This is a genomic window from Paenibacillus sp. S150 (genome assembly GCF_019352175.1).
Taxonomy (GTDB): Bacteria; Bacillota; Bacilli; order Paenibacillales; family Paenibacillaceae; genus Paenibacillus_AQ.
Window position 1 is genome coordinate 48,053 of the sequence record NZ_JACBYI010000026.1, and the last position, 18,447, is coordinate 66,499.

Sequence of the window (18,447 nt, forward strand, 5' to 3'; positions counted from 1 at the left end):
TATATTCCATGGGAGGTGGTCATCCTGCCGCAATCATCCGGTCATTTCACGTTCGTTGTATCCAAAGAAGACTGGTCCCTTCACCGTAAAGGCCATCAGGATCAGGAGCGTCATCAGCAAAAGGTCCGGGAAGCCATTAAAGATAATCTGCCCGACCTCGTTACCGAAGAGAATATTATTATGTCCGACGGCAAGCAAATCGTTAAGGTGCCGATCCGCAGTCTGGATGAGTACCGGATTATCTACAATTTCCGCAAGCAGAAGCATGTCGGCCAGGGAGACGGCGAAAGCCAGGTCGGAGATGTGCTCGGCCGCGATTCCCAGTCCGCCCAGCCGGGGAGGGGAGACAAGGCCGGAGACCAGCCGGGCCAGGATACCGTCGAGGCGGAGGTGGACCTGGAGGATCTGGAGGACATTCTGTTCGAGGATATGGAGCTGCCCCATCTTGCCCCCAAGTCACAGGAAGAGATCGAGGTCAAATCCATTGTATTCAACGATATCCGCAAAAAAGGCATGATGTCCAACATCGACAAGAAGCGTACCCTGCTCGAGAATCTGCGGCGCAACGCCAGCCGGGGCAATCCCGGCATTCACAGCATCAGTCCCGACGACCTGCGCTACAAAACCTGGGACGATATCACGGTGCCTCATTCCAATGCGGTGATCATTGCGATGATGGACACCTCCGGCTCCATGGGCACCTTCGAAAAATATTGCGCCCGCAGCTTCTTCTTCTGGATGACCCGCTTCCTGCGCCGCCAGTACGAGAAGGTGGAGATTGTGTTTCTGGCCCATCACACGGAGGCCAAGGAGGTCAGCGAGCATGATTTCTTCACCCGCGGCGAGAGCGGAGGAACCATCTGCTCCTCGGCCTACCAGAAAGCGCTGGAAATTATCGACAGCCGTTATCCGCCCTCCAAATACAACATCTACCCCTTCCACTTCTCCGACGGCGACAATCTGACCTCCGATAACGAACGCTGCGTCAAGCTGATCGGCGAGCTGCTGAAGCGCAGCAACATGTTCGGCTACGGCGAGGTCAATCAATACAACCGCAGCAGCACCCTGATGTCCGCCTACCGCCATCTGAAGCAGGAGCAGTTCATGCACTATGTGATTAAGGATAAGAAGGAGGTGTATCAGGCGCTGAAGACTTTTTTCGGTAAAAGAGATGCTGTACAGCAGTAACCCTGAAATCGTGCGCACATCTCTAAAAAAGGCCAAAACCTGTCCCGCAGCACAGGGACGGGGCTGGATAGAGCCGTTCAGGGGCGTTGAGGATTCCCGCAAGAAAGAATACAGGATTAAGGATGGGGGAATTTTTGTCGTTCGGACTGAAATGAGCAGGCTTGACGGGCTTTTAAGCAATGGAAGGAAGCTTATGGAAGGGCGAACCGGAAGGACCCGGACAGTACGCCAAAAATATTCATGGACTTTGAGAAGGAGAAAACTGGCTGAATGACATGGCCGCCAAGTAACAGAGTGTATAAATCATGTAATTGGAAAGGGGCCGGAAGCACATTTTCTCTGCTTCCGGCCCCATCTGCGCGTCAGCGCACCTTCTCGCGGTCCTTGCCCTTGTCGGATTCTCCGGCATTTTTGTTGGCCGCCTCGCGGTCCTGCATCATCTCGTCCACGGTCTTCACCTTCAGACGCGCAGCTCCGGCATTGCCGGCAAGGGTCGGCACCAGCATGCCGGCCGCAAGACGCGCCTTCGCTTCGGCAATTGCCGGGCCGTACTGCGGCAGCCACTGTTCCCCGGCAACGAGCATTTCATCGACCATCTGCCAGATTTCCTTGGGATTGCAGACCGCGCCGACCAGCGGGTCCATCATGAAGGCCTGGCGCAGCAGCTTGTCGTCGCCATGCACCGCAGCCTCCACAGCCAGACGCTGTACGGAGATGCTGGCATTGCACACCGCGGCCAGACCCAGCGGCAGTTCTCCGACCAGCGGCATGGAGATGCCGTTATGATCCGCATACCCGGGCGCTTCAATAATGGCATCATCCGGCAGATTGGCGATAATGCCGTTATTGACGGTATTAAAGTGGCCTCTATATACCCTGCCCGTCTCCAGTCCTTCAATAATATAGGAGCCATGCTCTTCGCCCCGGCTCCCGGGCGTGTATTCCAGCGCCGTGTCCTTCATCCAATTCGGAAAATCAGTCTCGAACCAGTTGCGTCCCTCGGTGCATACCCGCAAATAGCCGCCGGTCTCTCCGTTGATCCAGCTTCCCAGATCAATCCAGTCCATAATTTCACCGCTGCGTTTGCGGTACCACGGCACATATTCGCTCAGGTGCCCGTTGGACTCCGTGCTGTAATAGCCGAAGCGGCGCAGCATATCGATCCGCACCTTTTCCGTCCGGCTGAATTCCGGGTGCTTCTCGAAGGCTTCGAGCAAGCCTGCCGTCAGATCCTTGCCCTGATGCTTCGCGGAAATGTACCAGGTCTGGTGATTGATTCCGGCGCAAATGATATCCACCTCGGATTTCTCCAGCCCGTAAACCTCGGCAATCTGCTGATGTCCATGCTGCACCCCATGGCATAGCCCGATTGTCTGCACACCGCCATATTTATTGCAGGCCCAAGTCAGCATTGCCATCGGATTCGAGTAATTGAGCAGCAGCACATCCGGCGCAGCCAGCTCGCGGATGTCCCGGCAAATATCCAGCATCTCAGAAATCCCGCGCTGCCCGTACATGATGCCGCCCGCGCACAAGGTGTCGCCCACGCACTGGTCCACACCATACTTCAGCGGAATATCCACATCGGTGGCAAAAGCCTCCAGACCACCCATACGAATAGTACAAAATACGTACTTGGCATCCCTGAGCGCTTCTCTGCGGTCCGTGGTTGGCGATATAACGATATCCAGTCCATTCTCCCGGATATCCCGCTGGCACAGCTCGGTGACCATCTGCAGATTATGAGAGTTAATATCCATAAAGGAGACTTCAATCTCCTTGAATTCCGGTACAATCAGCAAATCACGCAGCAAACCCCGGGTAAAGCCAATACTCCCCGCCCCGATAAAAGCTACTTTGAAAGACATTGCCATCATCCTCCCAATGAATGAATTCTACCCGTCCATTGTAGCAAGGAGACCGCGGAAAGCGTTACCAATATCATGACCATTTTGCCGATAACCTGTCAATAATCCTCACTTTCCAGTAGTCTCCGGCGGAGAATTGCTCCACGAGAAGCGTTCCATCGAATTCCGGTACTCCACCGGGGTACAGCCGGTGTACTTCCTGAACAGAAGGTGGAAATACTGCCTGCTGCCGATGCCTACATAGTCGGCGATTTCCGCCACCGGGATTTCGCTCTGGCCGAGCAGCATTCTGGCCTTCTCCATACGCAGCATATTCAGGTAATCCGTCAGTGTCCGGCCCGTATGCGCCCGGAAAATCCGGTGCAGATAGCCCGGATGAAGGCTGACCTCGGCGGCAACCTCTTTGACCTGAATGCCGCGGTCATAGTTCTGATGCAGGAATTCAATCGCACGCCGCACATAGAGCTGTGAAGGCTGCTGGCTGGCCTGCTGCTGCTCCCGGCGCAGTCTGGACAAGCGCAGCAGCAGCTCAGCGAACAGCAGCCGGATCATCAGGCTGCCCTGTCCTTCTCCGCCGTGCTGGTCCAGCTCCAGTACCAGCGATTTCAGCACATGAAATACCTCCTCCGGGTCCGGCAGCACCAGACTGCTGAATGGGGCGCGCAGCAGTCCGGCCAATTCCTCCTCTTCCTCTGCCAGCCTGGCGATGGAAGGAGCCGCCCCCGTGGATGCCGTGAAGCCGAATTCGACATTCAGCATCCGGCATGACCTTCCTTCTTCCACCATCAGCCGGTGCGGCACATTGGCATCAAGCATGATCAGCTCTCCCCGCTTCAGGCGGAAGCGCTCCTCCACATTCGTGTGCTGCCGTACATCGACTGCACAGCTCCCCGAGATCAGATACATAATTTCCGTGGAATTATGCTGATGGTACGCCATTGTGTATGGATTCCACTGTTTATAATAGTAGGCAAAAAAATGCGGCCCGTACTCTCCGTCCAGCAGAGCCTGCTGAAACAGGCTTCCGTTCAGTTCCGGCAAGTAAATCCCCTCCTATCAATCTGCCGATTTATCCAAGCCCTTCTATATGCACAGTGTATCCCTTGAACCTTGCCGGGACAAGGGTGAGGATGCCACAGCAGAAACAGGCCAGGAGAGAAAGACCCCTATCGGCCTATATAAGAATACTGCCATTTCAGTGGGGAGGAAGAAACATTTCGCGCTGATTCCCTCGTCCAGCCCACTTCAAGCGAAATCAAAGGCACTTCTGCCTCTGATTTCACCGTCCAGCCGCCTTCGGGCGAATTCAAAGGTACTTCTGCCTTTGATTCCCTCTATCTGCCCGCTGCGGCCAACGCAATACCGCAGTTTGCTTGGCCGAAGTCCCGGTCCATTCTTTCATATACAGCGCAGCCGTGAAATAGCGGATAAGCTTCGCTTCCCCAAAACATATAAAATCTTATCTTTCAAGCAGAAACGGCTGCGCCGTCCCTGACCGGGCAGCGCAGCTGTTTGCATTTTCAGACGTAAGGCTGGCTGCTGAAGCCATGCGGGAAGCCAAGTGGAAAAGGTCACCTCATATTCCCCAGCCGCTTTTTCGCAAGGGTTAGCGGGAAAAAGAATACCTAATCGATCCGTTTCGCCCCCTTACAGAGGAATACGCCTACATTAAGATGAACTTGAACCATTTATCCAAAGGGCAGCCATTTTAGTGGTAAAAAGGATAACTAATCCACCGCATTCGGATCCTGGATCATCCCTAGTGGGAAAAAGTACAACTAATTCGGCTGAAATCAGCCATATGGGGGGAGATGGCCTCCATTAAGTGTACAAAATCCCACTAAATCCTGTTAAATCCAGAATTCCAGCCCATTAGTGTTACTTTTTCCGCTTCGCTTCAGTCCCCTATGAATCTCTTCCTTGCGTTCCATCCGCTTGTTCTGGTTCGCCGGTTCAATTCAGGATAAATCAAGTTTCTTTATTGTGTTTTTTAAAGATGACAGAACCGCTTCCCGCTTAAACAGCGGAGCGGATGGACGGACTCGCGGAACAGCGGCAGCGGCCGCCTGGGTCTCCGGATTTTCACCGCTAAGGGGAATGAAATTAATCTGGAGAGCACAGCGACCCAGACAACGGTCCGTTCGCGGAGCTTCCACTCCAAAAAACCTACGTATATCCTGCGACTAAAAAAGGGCTGACCCAAGCAGCCATTTCATGGCTTTTGGGTCAGCCCCTTCAGCGAGAAAGATAAGGCTGATTTATAACGTGAAGCATATAAACCTGAATTTCGAAAGCGAATTGAACCCATCCAGATCGGACAAGGGATAAACCCTCTTTTTGCCTTCACCCATTTGGTGCAGGCTGTTTTTAGCAAGAAATCCCTTCGTGTAGAGCTTTTAGGTGATTTGTGGATACTTACTTTCGAAATTCAGGATAAATTCTTATCTTTCAAGCAGAAACAGCTGCGCCGTCCTTTTTAAGGACGGCACCGTTTCAGCGGGAAATAGGAGGATAATGTAGTGCGCAAAGCATATAAATTCTGCCCTGTAATCACGCGGCCGCAGCGATATTTCATTCCTAAGTGATGCCGCGCAGCGGCATGGGGGTCTTATATTTCCAAAAAGCCCCCGCGCTGCCGGTTTATCCGGAAGCACAGAAGCCGAATTCACAGATTTAGCACATGATTTCCGTTTAGCCTTGAAAAGAAACCAGCGACTGCTTCAGTTCCTCAGCCAGCGCCTCCAGCTTGCCGGACAGAGCCACCAGCTCCTCGCTCACGACGAATTGCTGTGAGGACATCGATGCCACTTCCTCAGTAGAAGCGCTGGTCTGCTGCACTACAGCCCGGACACCCGCCATGGATTCTCCCAGCAGCAGCTGGCACTCCGTCAGTTCCGCAATGGAAGCCGACGATTGGTTCAAATAGCCGATGAACTGCTCCATCTCCGCCCGGACGTTTTCAAATATAATAGAAGATTCCCGTACGGAGGAAATCTGTTCACGAAAGAGCGGAGCCGTCTCGCCGACAACCTGGACCGTATTTTCAATATGGCCGCTGATCTCTTCCGTAATCCTGGACACCGAAGCAATCGACTCGTTGGACTGATTGGCCAGGCCTCTGATTTCGTCGGCGATTACAATAAATCCCCTTCCGGCCGCTCCGGCCCTGACCGCTTCGATGGAAGCATTAAGCGCCAGTATGTTCGTCTGCTTGTTGACGGCAATCATCGGCGTAAGAATGCTGCGGATGAAATGGTTGCTTTCTCGCAGCCTCACCGAATTCTCCTGGATTAAATCCATCATCCGCACCGTGGCTTCGCTCTGGGCCACCAGCGTTTTCATCAGTTCCGCTCCCTGGTCGCTGACCTTGATCACCTTCTCCGCCGAGGCATCCATGGCGCTGTTGATCTCCGTCACTTCCTTGATCCGGAGACTCATCATCTCCACGTTCCGGTTGCCGCTCTCTGCTTCGAGCGCCAGGCTCGCTGCTCCTGCGGCAATCTCACCCGTTGCGGCAGCCACCTCTCTCGCATGGGTGGAGGTTGTACTGGATGCGATAACCAATTGCTCCGAGGTGGCCAGCACCCGGGCCGCCGAATTGCTGCTCTGGCCCGCCAGTAACGAGATCTGCTCCATCATCTTGTTGAAGCTGTGGCCCAACCGTCCAATCTCATCCCCGCCCTTGAAATGGGTGCGCACCTGCAGATTGCCCTGCTCGCCTTCCTCCATCAGCCGGGCGAGCTTGCCCAGCGGACGGCCGATCAGACGCACCAGAATGTAGCCGATAAGCAGTGCAATCACAGCCGCCGCAAGGACAACCGACAGTGTAATGTAGAGCAGGCGGCCGGCGGATTTGGTGAAATCACTGACCGGAGCATACCCCATCAGGGTCCACTTCGCCGTATCCAGCGGCTGGTGCACCACAAGCTGCGGTGTGCCCTGCTCATTGCCCGTTGTGAAGGAGTTCCCCTGTTCCGTCCCCGGTTCGGCTGCAGGCTGTATGTAGGAGGACTCGCCCAATTGCTCATTGTCCGCACCGTACACAATGCTTCCCTCAGAGTCCAGAATACGGATTTCTCCGGCAAGGCCGATATGCAGGTTGGACAGGACATCCGTGAGCGCCTGGCCTTTGATTTCAATCAGCATGTAATACTCCGCTTCGGGATGTTGTATATTCCGCAAAAGCCGCCCCATTGTCAAAGAGGACTGCTCGTACACATCAAAGAAGCCTTTGGTCCTTACCGGGAACCAGACCGGATTGCCTTTGGCGCCATCAATCTGCCCCATTCTTGCAAGAATGCCTTCATCGCTGCGGACAGCACTGATTCCTGTAGACTTGTAGGATTCGGCATCCACCAGACTTCTGGAGACCAGCCGGATGCCCATGAGCCGCTCATCGGAGCCTTTCACAGAGTCCAGCTTGCGGCGGATCCGGTCCTCAGCCGCCGCCTTGGCTACGGTTCCCGCTTCCGGATTACTCACCGTCTCCATGTCTGCTTTTAACGCGGAATCCACGGCGAACTGTCTGGAAAGCGCTTCATATTCGGCAAACAGAAAATCCAGCTTGTCTGCCGCCTGAACGATGGACTGGGAGGATGCCGCGGCAACCTCATCCGTGATGATGCCTTTGGCGGCATAATAGGAGGTCAGGCCCAGAACAGAGGACAGCAGCACGATCGTACAGAACAAAATAACGAACAACTTGATGCCTACCGATCTAAATCGTATGTTGCGCGGCCGTTTCATTACACACTCGCTCCTCATGAAAAAATAAAGGTACAACCCTTAATAGACACGTAAAGGCTGTACCTGTGTTTCGGTGGTCCATGAAGCAAATGAGACTGCTAGCCTTTGCTGGCACCTGCGGTCAAACCGTCAACGAGCAGCCGCTGCAGGAAGCCGAACAAAATCATAATCGGCACGGAAATGAGCACTGCCCCCGCTGCGAACAATGTGAAATTGGAGTTCTGCATCGTGTTCACCATATCCCACATCCCGACAGCAACCGTCCAGTTCTCTTTGGTCCGCAGAATCAGCTTGGCAAAAATGAAATCCACCCATGGGCCGACAAATTGGGTCAGCGCCATATAGGTAATCATCGGACGGGAGAGCGGAAGGATAATCCGGGCAAAAATCCCGAAATTGCTGGCTCCGTCAATCCGCGCCGCTTCATCCAGTGAACGCGGGATGGTATCCAGAAAGCCTTTGGCGATCAGCGTGCCGCCAAGCGGCGCTCCTGCCGCGTAGACGATAATCAGCGCCAGATGCGTATCCAGCAAATGGAACTCCTTGAGCAGCAAATAAATCGCAATCATGCTCATGAACCCCGGGAACATCCCGAGAATAAGCAGTGTCGACATGGTAGTCTTGCGGCTTTTGAAACGGAATCTGGATAAAGCGTAGCTGGTCAGCAGAGTCAGCACCACACCAATCAGCATGGAGAACACGGCTATCTTGAGCGTATTTGCATACCAGGTTCCGAACATATAAACCGGTGAAGTAAACAGCTCCTTGTAGTGGTCCAGGGTGAAATGTTCAGGAATCAGCGTCTTGCTGTACAGGGATTTGCCCGGCCGGAAGGATGCCAGAAGAATCCAGAGCGCCGGATAGATTGCAGCAATCGCCAGGGCAACCAGAACGATGTAACTAAGGCTTAAGCGAACAAAGCCCGCAAGCTTGCGTCCGATGGTCATTGAATCATGTCCTCCTCTTGGAATGACTTGGTCCGGCGGTAATTGTACAGGGAGAACCCGGCGACAATGATGAAGAGTATAATCCCTATCGCGGAAGCCATATTATTTTTATTTTGATCCAGCGTCAGCTTGTAGAGCCACGTTACCAGCAGGTCCGTTGACCCGGCATACTGGTAATTTCCGTTGACCGGATTTCCCGCAGTCAGCAGGTAGATCGCATTAAAGTTGTTGATATTCCCGGCAAATTGCATAATCAGCGTAGGCGCGGTGGAGAACAGCACCATCGGCAGCGTAATAATCCGGAATTTCTGATAATTGGTAGCCCCGTCCACTTCGGCGGCTTCGTACATATCACGCGGGATCGTAGTCAGGACGCCCATAATCAGCAGCATGGAAACCGGAATCCCCACCCACATGTTGACGATAATGACGGTGGCCTTCGCCCAGAACGGATCGGTCAGCCAAGGCAGCCCGCCCAGCCCGAAGTAGCCTAGATACTGGTTGATCGGGCCGAACTGTCCGTTGAACAGGTTGCGCATCAGCAGCAGTGAAATCATCTGCGGGATGGCGTAAGGCACAATCAGAATCATTCTCCATAAGCCCTTGAAGCGGATGTCTTTTTGGTTGATGAGCAGAGCGACAAGCAGCCCGCCAAAATAAGTAGTTATGGTCGATAGAACCGCCCATATGATAGTCCAGGTAAGTACTCCGTAAAAGGTATGGCTCCAGGATTTCAGGACCAGCAGATTGCGGAAGGTTTCAAACCCGACCCAATCCACCAGTTTAGCCGGCGGGATGTGATCCGGTGCGGCGTAATTCGTAAAGGCCAGCATGATCATAAAAATAATCGGCATGATGGTAAAAAATAAAATACCTATGCCCGGAAGCAGCAAAAAGCTCTGGGCAAACTTGTAATCCAGAATGTAGCGCACGGATTGCTTGAATGTATTCGGCGGACGACCGGCTTCGCGTTCTTCTCCGATTTTATGGGCATCCCTAATATTCATAGACCAGGCAATCAGGAATAACACAAAAAACAGCAGGGTAATCAGACTTTCAATCAGAATAACGATAGAATGGTCTCCGGGCACCATTTTGGCGATCCCGTTCACCTTTTCCAGACGGCTTGGCGAATCCCCGAGGGAAGTTATGCCCCACAAAGACCTTCCCAAATTAGCAATAAAATAACTTAGAGCTCCTGCCTCTACGGCTAAAAAAATAAGTCCCTTGATGAATTGGCGGTTATATATTTGTCCCAATCCCATAAAGATGGTCGACAGTATTGCGGCTCTGCTGCGGTGTCGCTGCATTTCCCTTCCGTTCTCCTCTCCGCGCGGAATTCAGGAAACCGCCCGCCGCTACTTGGAGCGGCGGGCGAATTGATTCCACTAAGTGCTGTTGTTTTGCTGTTAGAAAACTGCTGCTATTGAGCTGCCGTACCGTTATTCAGCTCCTTGATCTGTTGTACTGCTTTGTCCATTGCCGCCTTAGGATCAGCATTGTTATCCCAAATTTCCGGAAGCGCCGCATTCACCGGACTCCATACATTGCCCATTTCCGGAATGGACGGCATCGGCTGGGAGCTCTTGGCCTGCTCTGCAAAAGCGGAAATGAACGGATCGCCTGTAATTTGCGGATCTTCCAGCGCTTCATTGTTGGTTGGAATCGAGCCGATCATTTGGTTCAGCAGAAGCTGCGCCTCCTTGCCGGAGGCAAACTGAGCATACAGTTTAGCCGCATTTGGATACTGGGTATAAGCATTGACCCCGAAAATTTTGATGCCGGAGAAGGAGACTGCTGTCTTGCCGTCAATCGTAGGAATCGGGGCAACGCCCAGATTGTCGCCCAATGCTTCTTTGTAGGCTGCGAGTTCCCAAGGACCTGTAATGTCCATTGCTACGTCGCCGCTGCTGAACAGACTGCGTTTAATATCGGCATTGATATCTCCGCTCTTGATCGGCAGGATTTCCTTCAGCTTGGCGAAGGTCTTCAGACCTTCGATGGAACCTTCGTTATTCAGGCCGATGTCGTCTTTATCCGTGCCGTCTTTACCGAAGAGGTAGCCGCCGGTAGTTGCGATGAAGGTGTAGCCGTAGTACATGTTGCCGACTTCCCACATAATCCCGTATCTGTTTTTGGCCTTGTCCGTGAACGTTTTGCTGAAGGCGATAACATCATCGAAGGATTTGGGAGCTTCTTGGAGCAAAGATTTATTGTAGTAGAGGGCATAGGTTTCTGCAGCCCGCGGGTAGCCGTACAGCTCGCCGTCGTAAGAGGAGCCCACGATGGATGCTTCCGTATTGCCGGCTTTGGTCTGCTCGGCAAAGATATCATTTGGAAGCAGCAGACTCGCACTTGCGGCTTTGCCCAGATTGTCATGCGGGATCAGCACAACGTCTGCCGCCAGGCCGGATGGACCATCCTGCGTAAGCTTGCCTACCTGATCCGGCGGTGCCACCTCTTCAATTTTGACTGGAACGTTATATTGGGCTGTGAACTGCTTGGCGATTTCTTCTGCAAAGGGTCTCTCTTCTTTACTTTCCCATATGACCAGCGATGCGCCGTCTTCCGGTACAATCCCGCCTTCAGCCGCAGTATTGCCGCTGTTCGCAGCATCATTGCTTGCCGGTGCATTGGTTGCCGCCGTATTTCCCCCGTTATTGCCATTGTTGTTGCCAGAGCCGCATGCAGTAATGGACACTGCCATAGAGAACGCTGCGGTTAATACCATGAGCTTTTTCAATTCCATTGCCTTAACCCCTCCTTGTTTTTGTAGCCTTCTTCACGCATAATGCCCCAGATCTTGCGCAAACGATTTCAGGGGTTTCAAAAAAAAAGTATGTATTCGTTGACTTCCCCTATGTATACGCTTCAACAAGTTCTAGAAAGCGCTTCATTACCTATTCCATAATACAATAGGAATGTTAATTGTAAAAACGTTTGCACTCAGTGTATTTCACCGAATTTGATCATTTTTATAAAGAGAAACCGGTTTTCCTCTCTTTTTCAGAGGAAAACTCTTATTCTTTGTGTTTTACAGTGATTTATTAACTAAATATTGATTTTACGATTTTTTATTTCATATAAAATGTATATATTGATAATATTTTACTCATTTTCTCAAGAGAAAACCGGTTTTCTCTTCTGCGAAATTTTGTGCAATGGTTTGAACTACAGTATTGAACCCTTGCTTATTCCGTGCTATAATCCAAAACATTATAAGCAGCCTGCTCCTGGACACGGCATAACTGCATACAACTAAAAGGCAATGTTACTTCAAAAAGGTACAACCTCGGACAAGCTACCCGGCGGCAGTTGTGCCTTTTTGTTATGGGCAGAGAACCATTTGCTGGCGCAAACAGGCACGAAAAGTGTGCAACAAGGCACAAAAAGCCCCTCCATAGACCTGGCCGGGGGCTTCCGGAGCCGGTTTGCCCGAAGTTATCCAGGAAGCTTGGGCTTACAAAACTTTTAGCCTATGCTTTCGAAGCAAGTTTTGTACGGAGTACATTCAGGAAGCATTGGCTTACAAAACTTTTGGCTTATGCTTTCGAAGCAAGTTTTGTACGGAGTACATTCAGGAAGCATTGGCTTACAAAACTTTTGGCTTATGCTTTCGAAGCAAGTTTTGTACGGAGTACATTCAGGAAGCATTGGCTTACAAAACTTTTAGGAGGAATCATTCATGTTACTGGAAGCTGTTTACCACCGCCCGCGGTTAAACTGGTCTTACGCCTATGACCACGAGACCATTCACCTGCGCCTGCGCGCCAAAAAGGGAGATTTAACCGAGGTATTCGCCTGGGCAGGCGACAAATACGCCTGGGATGCCACTAAAGAGCTGATCCCGATGACGCTGTTCACTTCAGATGCGATGTTCGATTATTGGGAATGCGCTTCGGTCCCCCAGCATCGGCGGCTGAAATACGGTTTTCTGCTGCAAAAAGGGCATGAACGCATTTGGATGACTGAAAGCGACTTCCAGACCGAGCGCCCGGCGAATCCCAACCGGCTGTTTGAATTCCCGTACATAAACCGCGGCGATGTCTTTACTCCGCCGGCCTGGGTGAAGGACGCCATCTTTTATCAGATTTTCCCTGAACGGTTTGCGAACGGCGATCCCGGACGGAACCCGGCAAATGTGCAGCCCTGGGGCGGAACGCCTACACCGACTAATTTCTTCGGCGGCGACCTGCAAGGGGTTATGGACCATCTCGATCATTTAAGCGAGCTGGGCATTACCGGAATCTACTTCACGCCAATCTTCACCGCCACCACCAACCACAAATATGACACTGAAGACTATATGACGGTCGATCCGCATTTCGGTGATGCTGCCACCCTGAAAAGGCTGGTCGCCGCCTGCCACGAACGCGGCATCCGCGTGCTGCTGGACGCAGTCTTCAACCATTCGGGCCGTACCTTTGCACCGTTTGTAGATGTGCTGGAAAAGGGGGAAGCTTCCCCGTACAAAGACTGGTTTCATGTCCGCGAGTTTCCGCTGCAGGTGGTGAACAGCATTCCAACCTACGATGCTTTTGCCTTCGAGCCGCTGATGCCGAAGCTGAATACCGAAAACCCCGAAGTAAAGGCATATTTGCTGAAGGTCGCTGAATACTGGATTACCGAGGTGGGCATTGACGGCTGGCGGCTGGATGTGGCGAACGAGGTAGACCATGAATTCTGGCGCGATTTCCGCAAGGTGGTCAAACGGGCAAATCCCGAGGCCTATATACTGGGTGAAATCTGGCATGAATCGGCCCCCTGGCTGGAAGGCGACAAATTCGACGCGGTGATGAACTACCCGTTCACCGATGCGGTGCTTGACTTCTTCGTCTACGGCACACTTGACGCGGAAGGCTTCGCCAACGCCATCGGCAAACAGCTCTCCCGCTACCCGTTGCAGGCCAGCGAGGTTGCCTTCAATCTGCTGGACAGCCATGACACGCCGCGCCTCTTAACCCTGGCTGAAGGCGACAAGAACAAGCAAAAGCTCGCCGCCCTGTTCCAGTTCACCTTCATGGGCACGCCCTGCATCTACTATGGGGATGAAATCGGCATGGACGGCGAAGGCGATCCGGGCTGCCGCAAATGTATGGAATGGAATCCCGAGAAGCAGGACCGGGAACTGTTCAGCTACTACCGCAAGCTGATTGAGATCCGCAGCAGCCATCCTGCGCTCCGCACGGGGTCCTTCACCTTCCTGGAAGCGGGACCGCAGGGCAGCAAGCTGGCCTATGAGCGCCGTCTGGAAGATGACATTATCCTGGTGCTGATCAACACAGAGGAAACGGCCCAGACGTTCCGCCTGGAGGTGGAGGACCGCAGCTGGGAGAACCTGCTCACCGGGGAATCCCTGCGCGCCGGGCGCAGCAAGCTGTCCATCAAGCTGCCGGCCTGCGGATATGCAGTGCTTAAGGCGCTGGTGTAGCAGAATGCGGCAAGTGTTGTGCGTCGGGCAACTAACCGCGCTTGTCGGGTGCTGATCCCAGTCGAAGCTGAACAGCTATCGGTGAGAGAAAAAGGCACCGCTAAGCAATCGTTTGCCGGCTCACCGCAGCTCTCATAGTGGGGAATCGTTCACTAATCCTGCTCATCCGGCTCACCGTAGCTCTCATATTGCAAATCGTTCACTGATCCTGCTCATCCGGCTCACCGTAGCTCTCATATTGCAAATCGTTCACTGATCCTGCTCATCCGGCTCACGCAGCTCCAGTAGTGGGAAAAAGTATCACTAATCTATCTCATTGTGCCCCCGGAGCAGCCGTAGTGGGAAAAAGTATCACTAATCCGTCAGAAATCGGCGGTAAGCGGTGAATTGGTCTGAATTAAGTGTACAAAATCCCACTAAAGCCTGTTGCGGCAAGGTTTTCAGCCAATTAGTTTTACTTTTTCCCCTTATATAGATTGAACTTGTGATTATTATAGTTTAGGTCCGGTCGTGTCCCCTTGGGTCAGGCTGACTTGGGCGACCCGCTCGGTTGCGTCCGTTTTGCTGTACACATTGGCAATAACGCTGCTGGCCATAGGGGCCCAGAGCTTCAGTGTCGCCGACTTGCCAGCCGGGTGATAGGCAGCCCCCAGATCATCGCCCGTGTAATTGTACATTTCATCAAGCATTCTCCAGCCTGCGGAAGCGGATACACTTTTCCCGGAATAAGAGACACTCAGCGGTGCCCTGTCCAGCTCAAAAGCGGCCGTATCCACTTCAACGGAGGTCGTGCTCTTGATCGTCACGGCAGAGACCGCGACTGAGGCTCCGTCTTTGTCTTTTACGGTAATCGCAGACTTTAACCCGGCAGCCTCCAGCCCGTCCGTTAAGATGAAGGTGAGCAGGATTTTGCTGGTTGACAGGCGAAGCAAGACTGACCGGCAGCTCGCCAAAAGGGGATACATATACCCGATCATCGCCCTGTTTGATCCACAGCTGATTGTAGCGGTCCAGCAGACCGAATGTTTTATCGCCTCCGTCTTTGTCCCCGCTTGAACGGTTCACAACCGCGAAGCCCATTTTTCGGGCATTTTCCTTAAGCGGAATATCTGCGTAGACACCGTAGGCATCGGTATGCTCCGCAAGAAAAGGGACCGCGTCCCCCGGCCAGCTGGCCGGCAGCGAAGACACTTCACCCCACAGCCATAAGCCGTATTGGCTCTGGCTGCTGTCAGCTCTCTCATAATGGACCCGCACGGTGTTTGCCGGAAGCGCCACCGGTTCGTACGGCGTCACGGTATCCGAGCCTTGCTGAATCCATAGCTCATTGGTCTGCGGTGTGTTGAACGTAAAAAGCTTGTCGCCTCCGTCTTTGGCCTGCGTGCTGCGGTTGACGACGAAGAAGGAGATTTTCCTCGCTTCAGTCTTCAGCGGCACATCGACATAGGCTCCATAGGCATCGGTCTGCCCTTCAGGAAAAGGGGCTGCGCCCGCAGGCCAGTTGGCCGAAGGCGCGGCCACATCACCCCACAGCCACAAGCCCTGACCGGCATAATCTCCGGCTGGCCGGTTATAGTGAATCCGCAGCTGCCCCTCCGGTACGGGAGCCACGGCCGCCGGTTCAGCTGGCACTGCAAAAGAGGCACTGACTCTGTGATCCTGCGCATTGTACCTGAACGCGACCTTCAGATCGGCAGGAAGACTCAGCGCCTGATCCCGGTCCGGATAGAGCATATCCGCCTCCGGTGTAATTCCGGGAACATAGATCCGGTAAGCGTATTCACCTTGAGGCAGCTCGGCCGCATATTCATAAATCCCGTCAAAATCCGGATCAGACAGCACCGCCTTGGCGTCAGCCGGAGAAGAATCCGCAGCATCTCCCAGCTCCGTCTGCAGCGTTCCGGTCAACCTTGGCAGCTTATCGGCCGCAAGGGGGGAGTAGTACGTTGAATCGGCAATTTTCTTGGTGAAATCATTATAATAAAAAGTGACGGCAGTCTCGGCAGCGAGTGTAATCTGAATATTGCCGTCCTGATTGACTCCGTCCGGATTCGTATAGCTGCTGTACCCGTAGCTCTCATCCCAGGTTCCATTCAGCGCTATCTTGTATTCATAGACGCCTGCGGGCAAGGTGCCTGTGAACCTGTACATGCCATTATCCAAATAGGTCAATTCCGTCACAGCGGCTGCGGGATTCCAATCCGTTGCCGGCTCTGCCTCCGTGGATAATTCCGACTGCAGACTGCCGACAAGCACCACCCTGGACGCTGCCGCATTCACGTTGCCGGATAAAAAGAAAAATAAGAGAATATAAGAACCGCAATCATACTGACAGCGAATGCCTTCTTGCCCCATAACGCCCGTTTCATTCCGAGAATACCCCCATAATAAAATTTGCCCCTCAAGACAGCTGAACATCCATCAAACACCTGATGCGCGGAACGGCCCGTGCTTTTAGCACCGGAGTGTGCCTTAAACGGATCAGTGCATGTAATAATTGCGGCTTCTCAGGCCCCTTTAAGCTTGAGTCCCCCCTTGTCAAAATAAACTGCCGTCCCTCTGCGTGATGCGCCCCGGCTCCACTCTCTTCGTTCTCCTGACTGTTTGGCAGCTCCCGGTTCAGCGCATAAGGTGCGTGTAAACAGAGCCGTTTTTGCGCAAACGTTTGCAAATAACGGCATGGCACAAATTACGAACAACGGATGAAGAAAATGAAGCAGAAAATGAGCAAATACCGTCAATGTAAGCGCTTTTTATTTCTGTTCATCATACTAATCCTGTATCCGGAGCATTGTCAACCCGCATTTTCTGATTTATGCAGCCGCCGGTTCCTATTCCCCATTTCTGCACATGGCATTATTTGCACCAAAATACGGATATTATTTGCACAGATTTGCACAAAACCGGCATGAGCAATTATTGAAGCAAAACTTATATCGTCCAGTCGGAAGGGATCAAATTCGTTTACACTCTTTAAGTTAGTGATTCATCGGCCTTTCACCCAAAAGGCTGCTCATTCCCCATTTTTTCCTCGCATTATCCTGATCCAATGGGGAAAATCTCCCGCTGCTCCGCATTCCGGACAACATGCAGGGCTAATACAAATGTCCCTGAACAAGAGTTCACTATTTACAATTATCAGCACTTCGATTAATATTACAGAGTAAAGCAAACGGTTCCATAAGGAGGTTTCTATGACAGTTACCATCAAGGACGTGGCTAAGAAAGCGGGAGTTTCTCCCTCCACTGTATCCCGGGTGTTGTCAGGCCATCCCAGAATTAGCCTAGAAACTTCCCGTAAAGTCAAAGTGATTATGGAGGAAATGGGCTACACTCCGAATATGATGGCCAAAAGTCTGGTTTCGAAGACGACGAACAGCATTTGCATCATTCTTCCGAAACCGGCTGAAGAGCTGTTCTCCAATTTATTTTTTATGGAATTAATCCGCGGGATTGTCACACAGTCCAGCCGTTCCGGCTATGATGTGCTGATCAGCTCCGGCGCGAATGAGAAGGAAGAGCTCGAATCCGTATCCCGCCTGCTCAAAGGCCGCCGTGTAGACGGCGTTATTCTGCTGTATTCACGCAAGGATGATGCCGTAATTGATTTTCTGGAATCAGGTGGCTACCCGTTTGTACTGGTAGGGCGAAGTGACCGCTATGAGAATATTTTATCGGTGGATAACGATAATATCATGGCTGCTTACGACGCTACGAACCACTTGATATCCATGGGGCATGAGCGCATTGGCTTCGTGAGCGGGCCGCCCAATCTCATCGTCTCACGCGACCGGCTGGAGGGCTACCGCAAAGCGATGTTAAACAGCGGACTGGACATGCGGGCAGAATGGATCGTTGAAGGCGAATTTCTGCAGGACAGCGGCTACAGGGCGATGTCTTTCTTCATGAATCTCCCGAACCGCCCCACAGCGCTCGTCGCCGTCGATGACATGGTCTCTTTTGGCGTACTGCGGGGGCTGAATGAACTGAAATACAAGGTTCCCGAGGATCTGGCGATCGTCAGCTTCAACAATATTCCGCTCTCGGAATTGTCCAGCCCGCCGATCAGCAGCATCGACATCGGAATTTATCATCTTGGCTATACCGCTTCCCAGGTGCTGATCCAGAGCATCCAGAAGCCGGATAACCACGACGGATATACGAACCGGTTCGTGATTCCCCACCGCTTAATCGTACGGGAGTCGTCCATGTATTCGCCTGTAAAGAAATGATTGCGGAAACAAGATAAATGAAGCTGTCCAACGCT

Annotated in this window: 11 protein-coding genes; 3 read left to right on the forward strand and 8 right to left on the reverse strand. The window is 52.6% G+C overall.

Annotated elements, in window-relative coordinates; translation table 11 throughout:
- Positions 1-24: 24 nt before the first annotated feature.
- Positions 25-1,188 (forward strand): sporulation protein YhbH, encoded by a 1,164-nt coding sequence (gene yhbH, locus HYD27_RS21005; RefSeq protein WP_219218466.1) that lies wholly within the window; start codon positions 25-27, stop codon positions 1,186-1,188.
- A gap of 362 nt (positions 1,189-1,550) precedes the next feature.
- On the opposite strand, the gene melA is transcribed toward yhbH, so the two are convergent.
- The 6 genes from melA to HYD27_RS21035 all read right to left on the reverse strand — a co-directional run bounded on the left by melA (position 1,551) and on the right by HYD27_RS21035 (position 11,498).
- On the reverse strand, positions 1,551-3,056 hold the full coding sequence (melA, locus tag HYD27_RS21010; RefSeq protein WP_219218404.1) for an alpha-glucosidase/alpha-galactosidase: 1,506 nt from the start codon (positions 3,054-3,056) through the stop codon (positions 1,551-1,553).
- A 108-nt stretch (positions 3,057-3,164) separates the two neighbouring features.
- Positions 3,165-4,088 (reverse strand): AraC family transcriptional regulator, encoded by a 924-nt coding sequence (locus HYD27_RS21015; protein WP_219218467.1) that lies wholly within the window; start codon positions 4,086-4,088, stop codon positions 3,165-3,167.
- 1,659 nt (positions 4,089-5,747) lie between these two features.
- The gene (locus tag HYD27_RS21020) at positions 5,748-7,802 is read right to left on the reverse strand and encodes a methyl-accepting chemotaxis protein (protein WP_219218405.1); all 2,055 of its coding nucleotides are present in this window, start codon (positions 7,800-7,802) and stop codon (positions 5,748-5,750) included.
- A gap of 98 nt (positions 7,803-7,900) precedes the next feature.
- Positions 7,901-8,749, reverse strand: a complete 849-nt coding sequence (locus tag HYD27_RS21025) for a sugar ABC transporter permease (protein WP_219218407.1) — start codon at positions 8,747-8,749, stop codon at positions 7,901-7,903.
- Entirely contained in the window at positions 8,746-10,059 is a 1,314-nt protein-coding gene (locus tag HYD27_RS21030) for a sugar ABC transporter permease (protein WP_219218409.1), read from the reverse strand. Before HYD27_RS21030 ends, HYD27_RS21025 begins: the two co-directional genes overlap by 4 nt.
- 113 nt (positions 10,060-10,172) lie before the next feature.
- Positions 10,173-11,498 carry a sugar ABC transporter substrate-binding protein gene (locus HYD27_RS21035; RefSeq protein WP_219218411.1) on the reverse strand — a complete coding sequence of 442 codons (1,326 nt, stop codon included), beginning with the start codon at positions 11,496-11,498 and terminating at the stop codon, positions 10,173-10,175.
- A gap of 936 nt (positions 11,499-12,434) precedes the next feature.
- Between HYD27_RS21035 and HYD27_RS21040 the strand changes: the two genes are divergently transcribed.
- Positions 12,435-14,180 (forward strand): alpha-glycosidase, encoded by a 1,746-nt coding sequence (locus HYD27_RS21040; protein WP_219218414.1) that lies wholly within the window; start codon positions 12,435-12,437, stop codon positions 14,178-14,180.
- A gap of 491 nt (positions 14,181-14,671) precedes the next feature.
- On the opposite strand, the gene HYD27_RS21045 is transcribed toward HYD27_RS21040, so the two are convergent.
- Positions 14,672-14,986: a hypothetical protein gene (locus HYD27_RS21045; RefSeq protein ID WP_219218416.1), complete on the reverse strand. Its 315-nt coding sequence runs from the start codon at positions 14,984-14,986 to the stop codon at positions 14,672-14,674.
- Entirely contained in the window at positions 14,958-16,598 is a 1,641-nt protein-coding gene (locus HYD27_RS21050) for a pullulanase-associated domain-containing protein (RefSeq protein WP_219218417.1), read from the reverse strand. Before HYD27_RS21050 ends, HYD27_RS21045 begins: the two co-directional genes overlap by 29 nt.
- Positions 16,599-17,374: 776 nt before the next feature.
- Between HYD27_RS21050 and HYD27_RS21055 the strand changes: the two genes are divergently transcribed.
- Positions 17,375-18,412 carry a LacI family DNA-binding transcriptional regulator gene (locus HYD27_RS21055; RefSeq protein ID WP_219218419.1) on the forward strand — a complete coding sequence of 346 codons (1,038 nt, stop codon included), beginning with the start codon at positions 17,375-17,377 and terminating at the stop codon, positions 18,410-18,412.
- Positions 18,413-18,447: the final 35 nt, after the last annotated feature.

Coding starts and splice junctions, on each gene's coding strand:
- HYD27_RS21055 (WP_219218419.1), top strand. CDS start 17,375: ATGACAGTTACCATCAAGGACGTGGCTAAGAAAGCGGGAGTTTCTCCC.
- HYD27_RS21050 (WP_219218417.1), bottom strand. CDS start 16,598: ATGTTCAGCTGTCTTGAGGGGCAAATTTTATTATGGGGGTATTCTCGG.
- HYD27_RS21025 (WP_219218407.1), bottom strand. CDS start 8,749: ATGACCATCGGACGCAAGCTTGCGGGCTTTGTTCGCTTAAGCCTTAGT.
- HYD27_RS21035 (WP_219218411.1), bottom strand. CDS start 11,498: ATGGAATTGAAAAAGCTCATGGTATTAACCGCAGCGTTCTCTATGGCA.
- HYD27_RS21030 (WP_219218409.1), bottom strand. CDS start 10,059: ATGCAGCGACACCGCAGCAGAGCCGCAATACTGTCGACCATCTTTATG.
- melA (WP_219218404.1), bottom strand. CDS start 3,056: ATGTCTTTCAAAGTAGCTTTTATCGGGGCGGGGAGTATTGGCTTTACC.
- HYD27_RS21040 (WP_219218414.1), top strand. CDS start 12,435: ATGTTACTGGAAGCTGTTTACCACCGCCCGCGGTTAAACTGGTCTTAC.
- HYD27_RS21020 (WP_219218405.1), bottom strand. CDS start 7,802: ATGAAACGGCCGCGCAACATACGATTTAGATCGGTAGGCATCAAGTTG.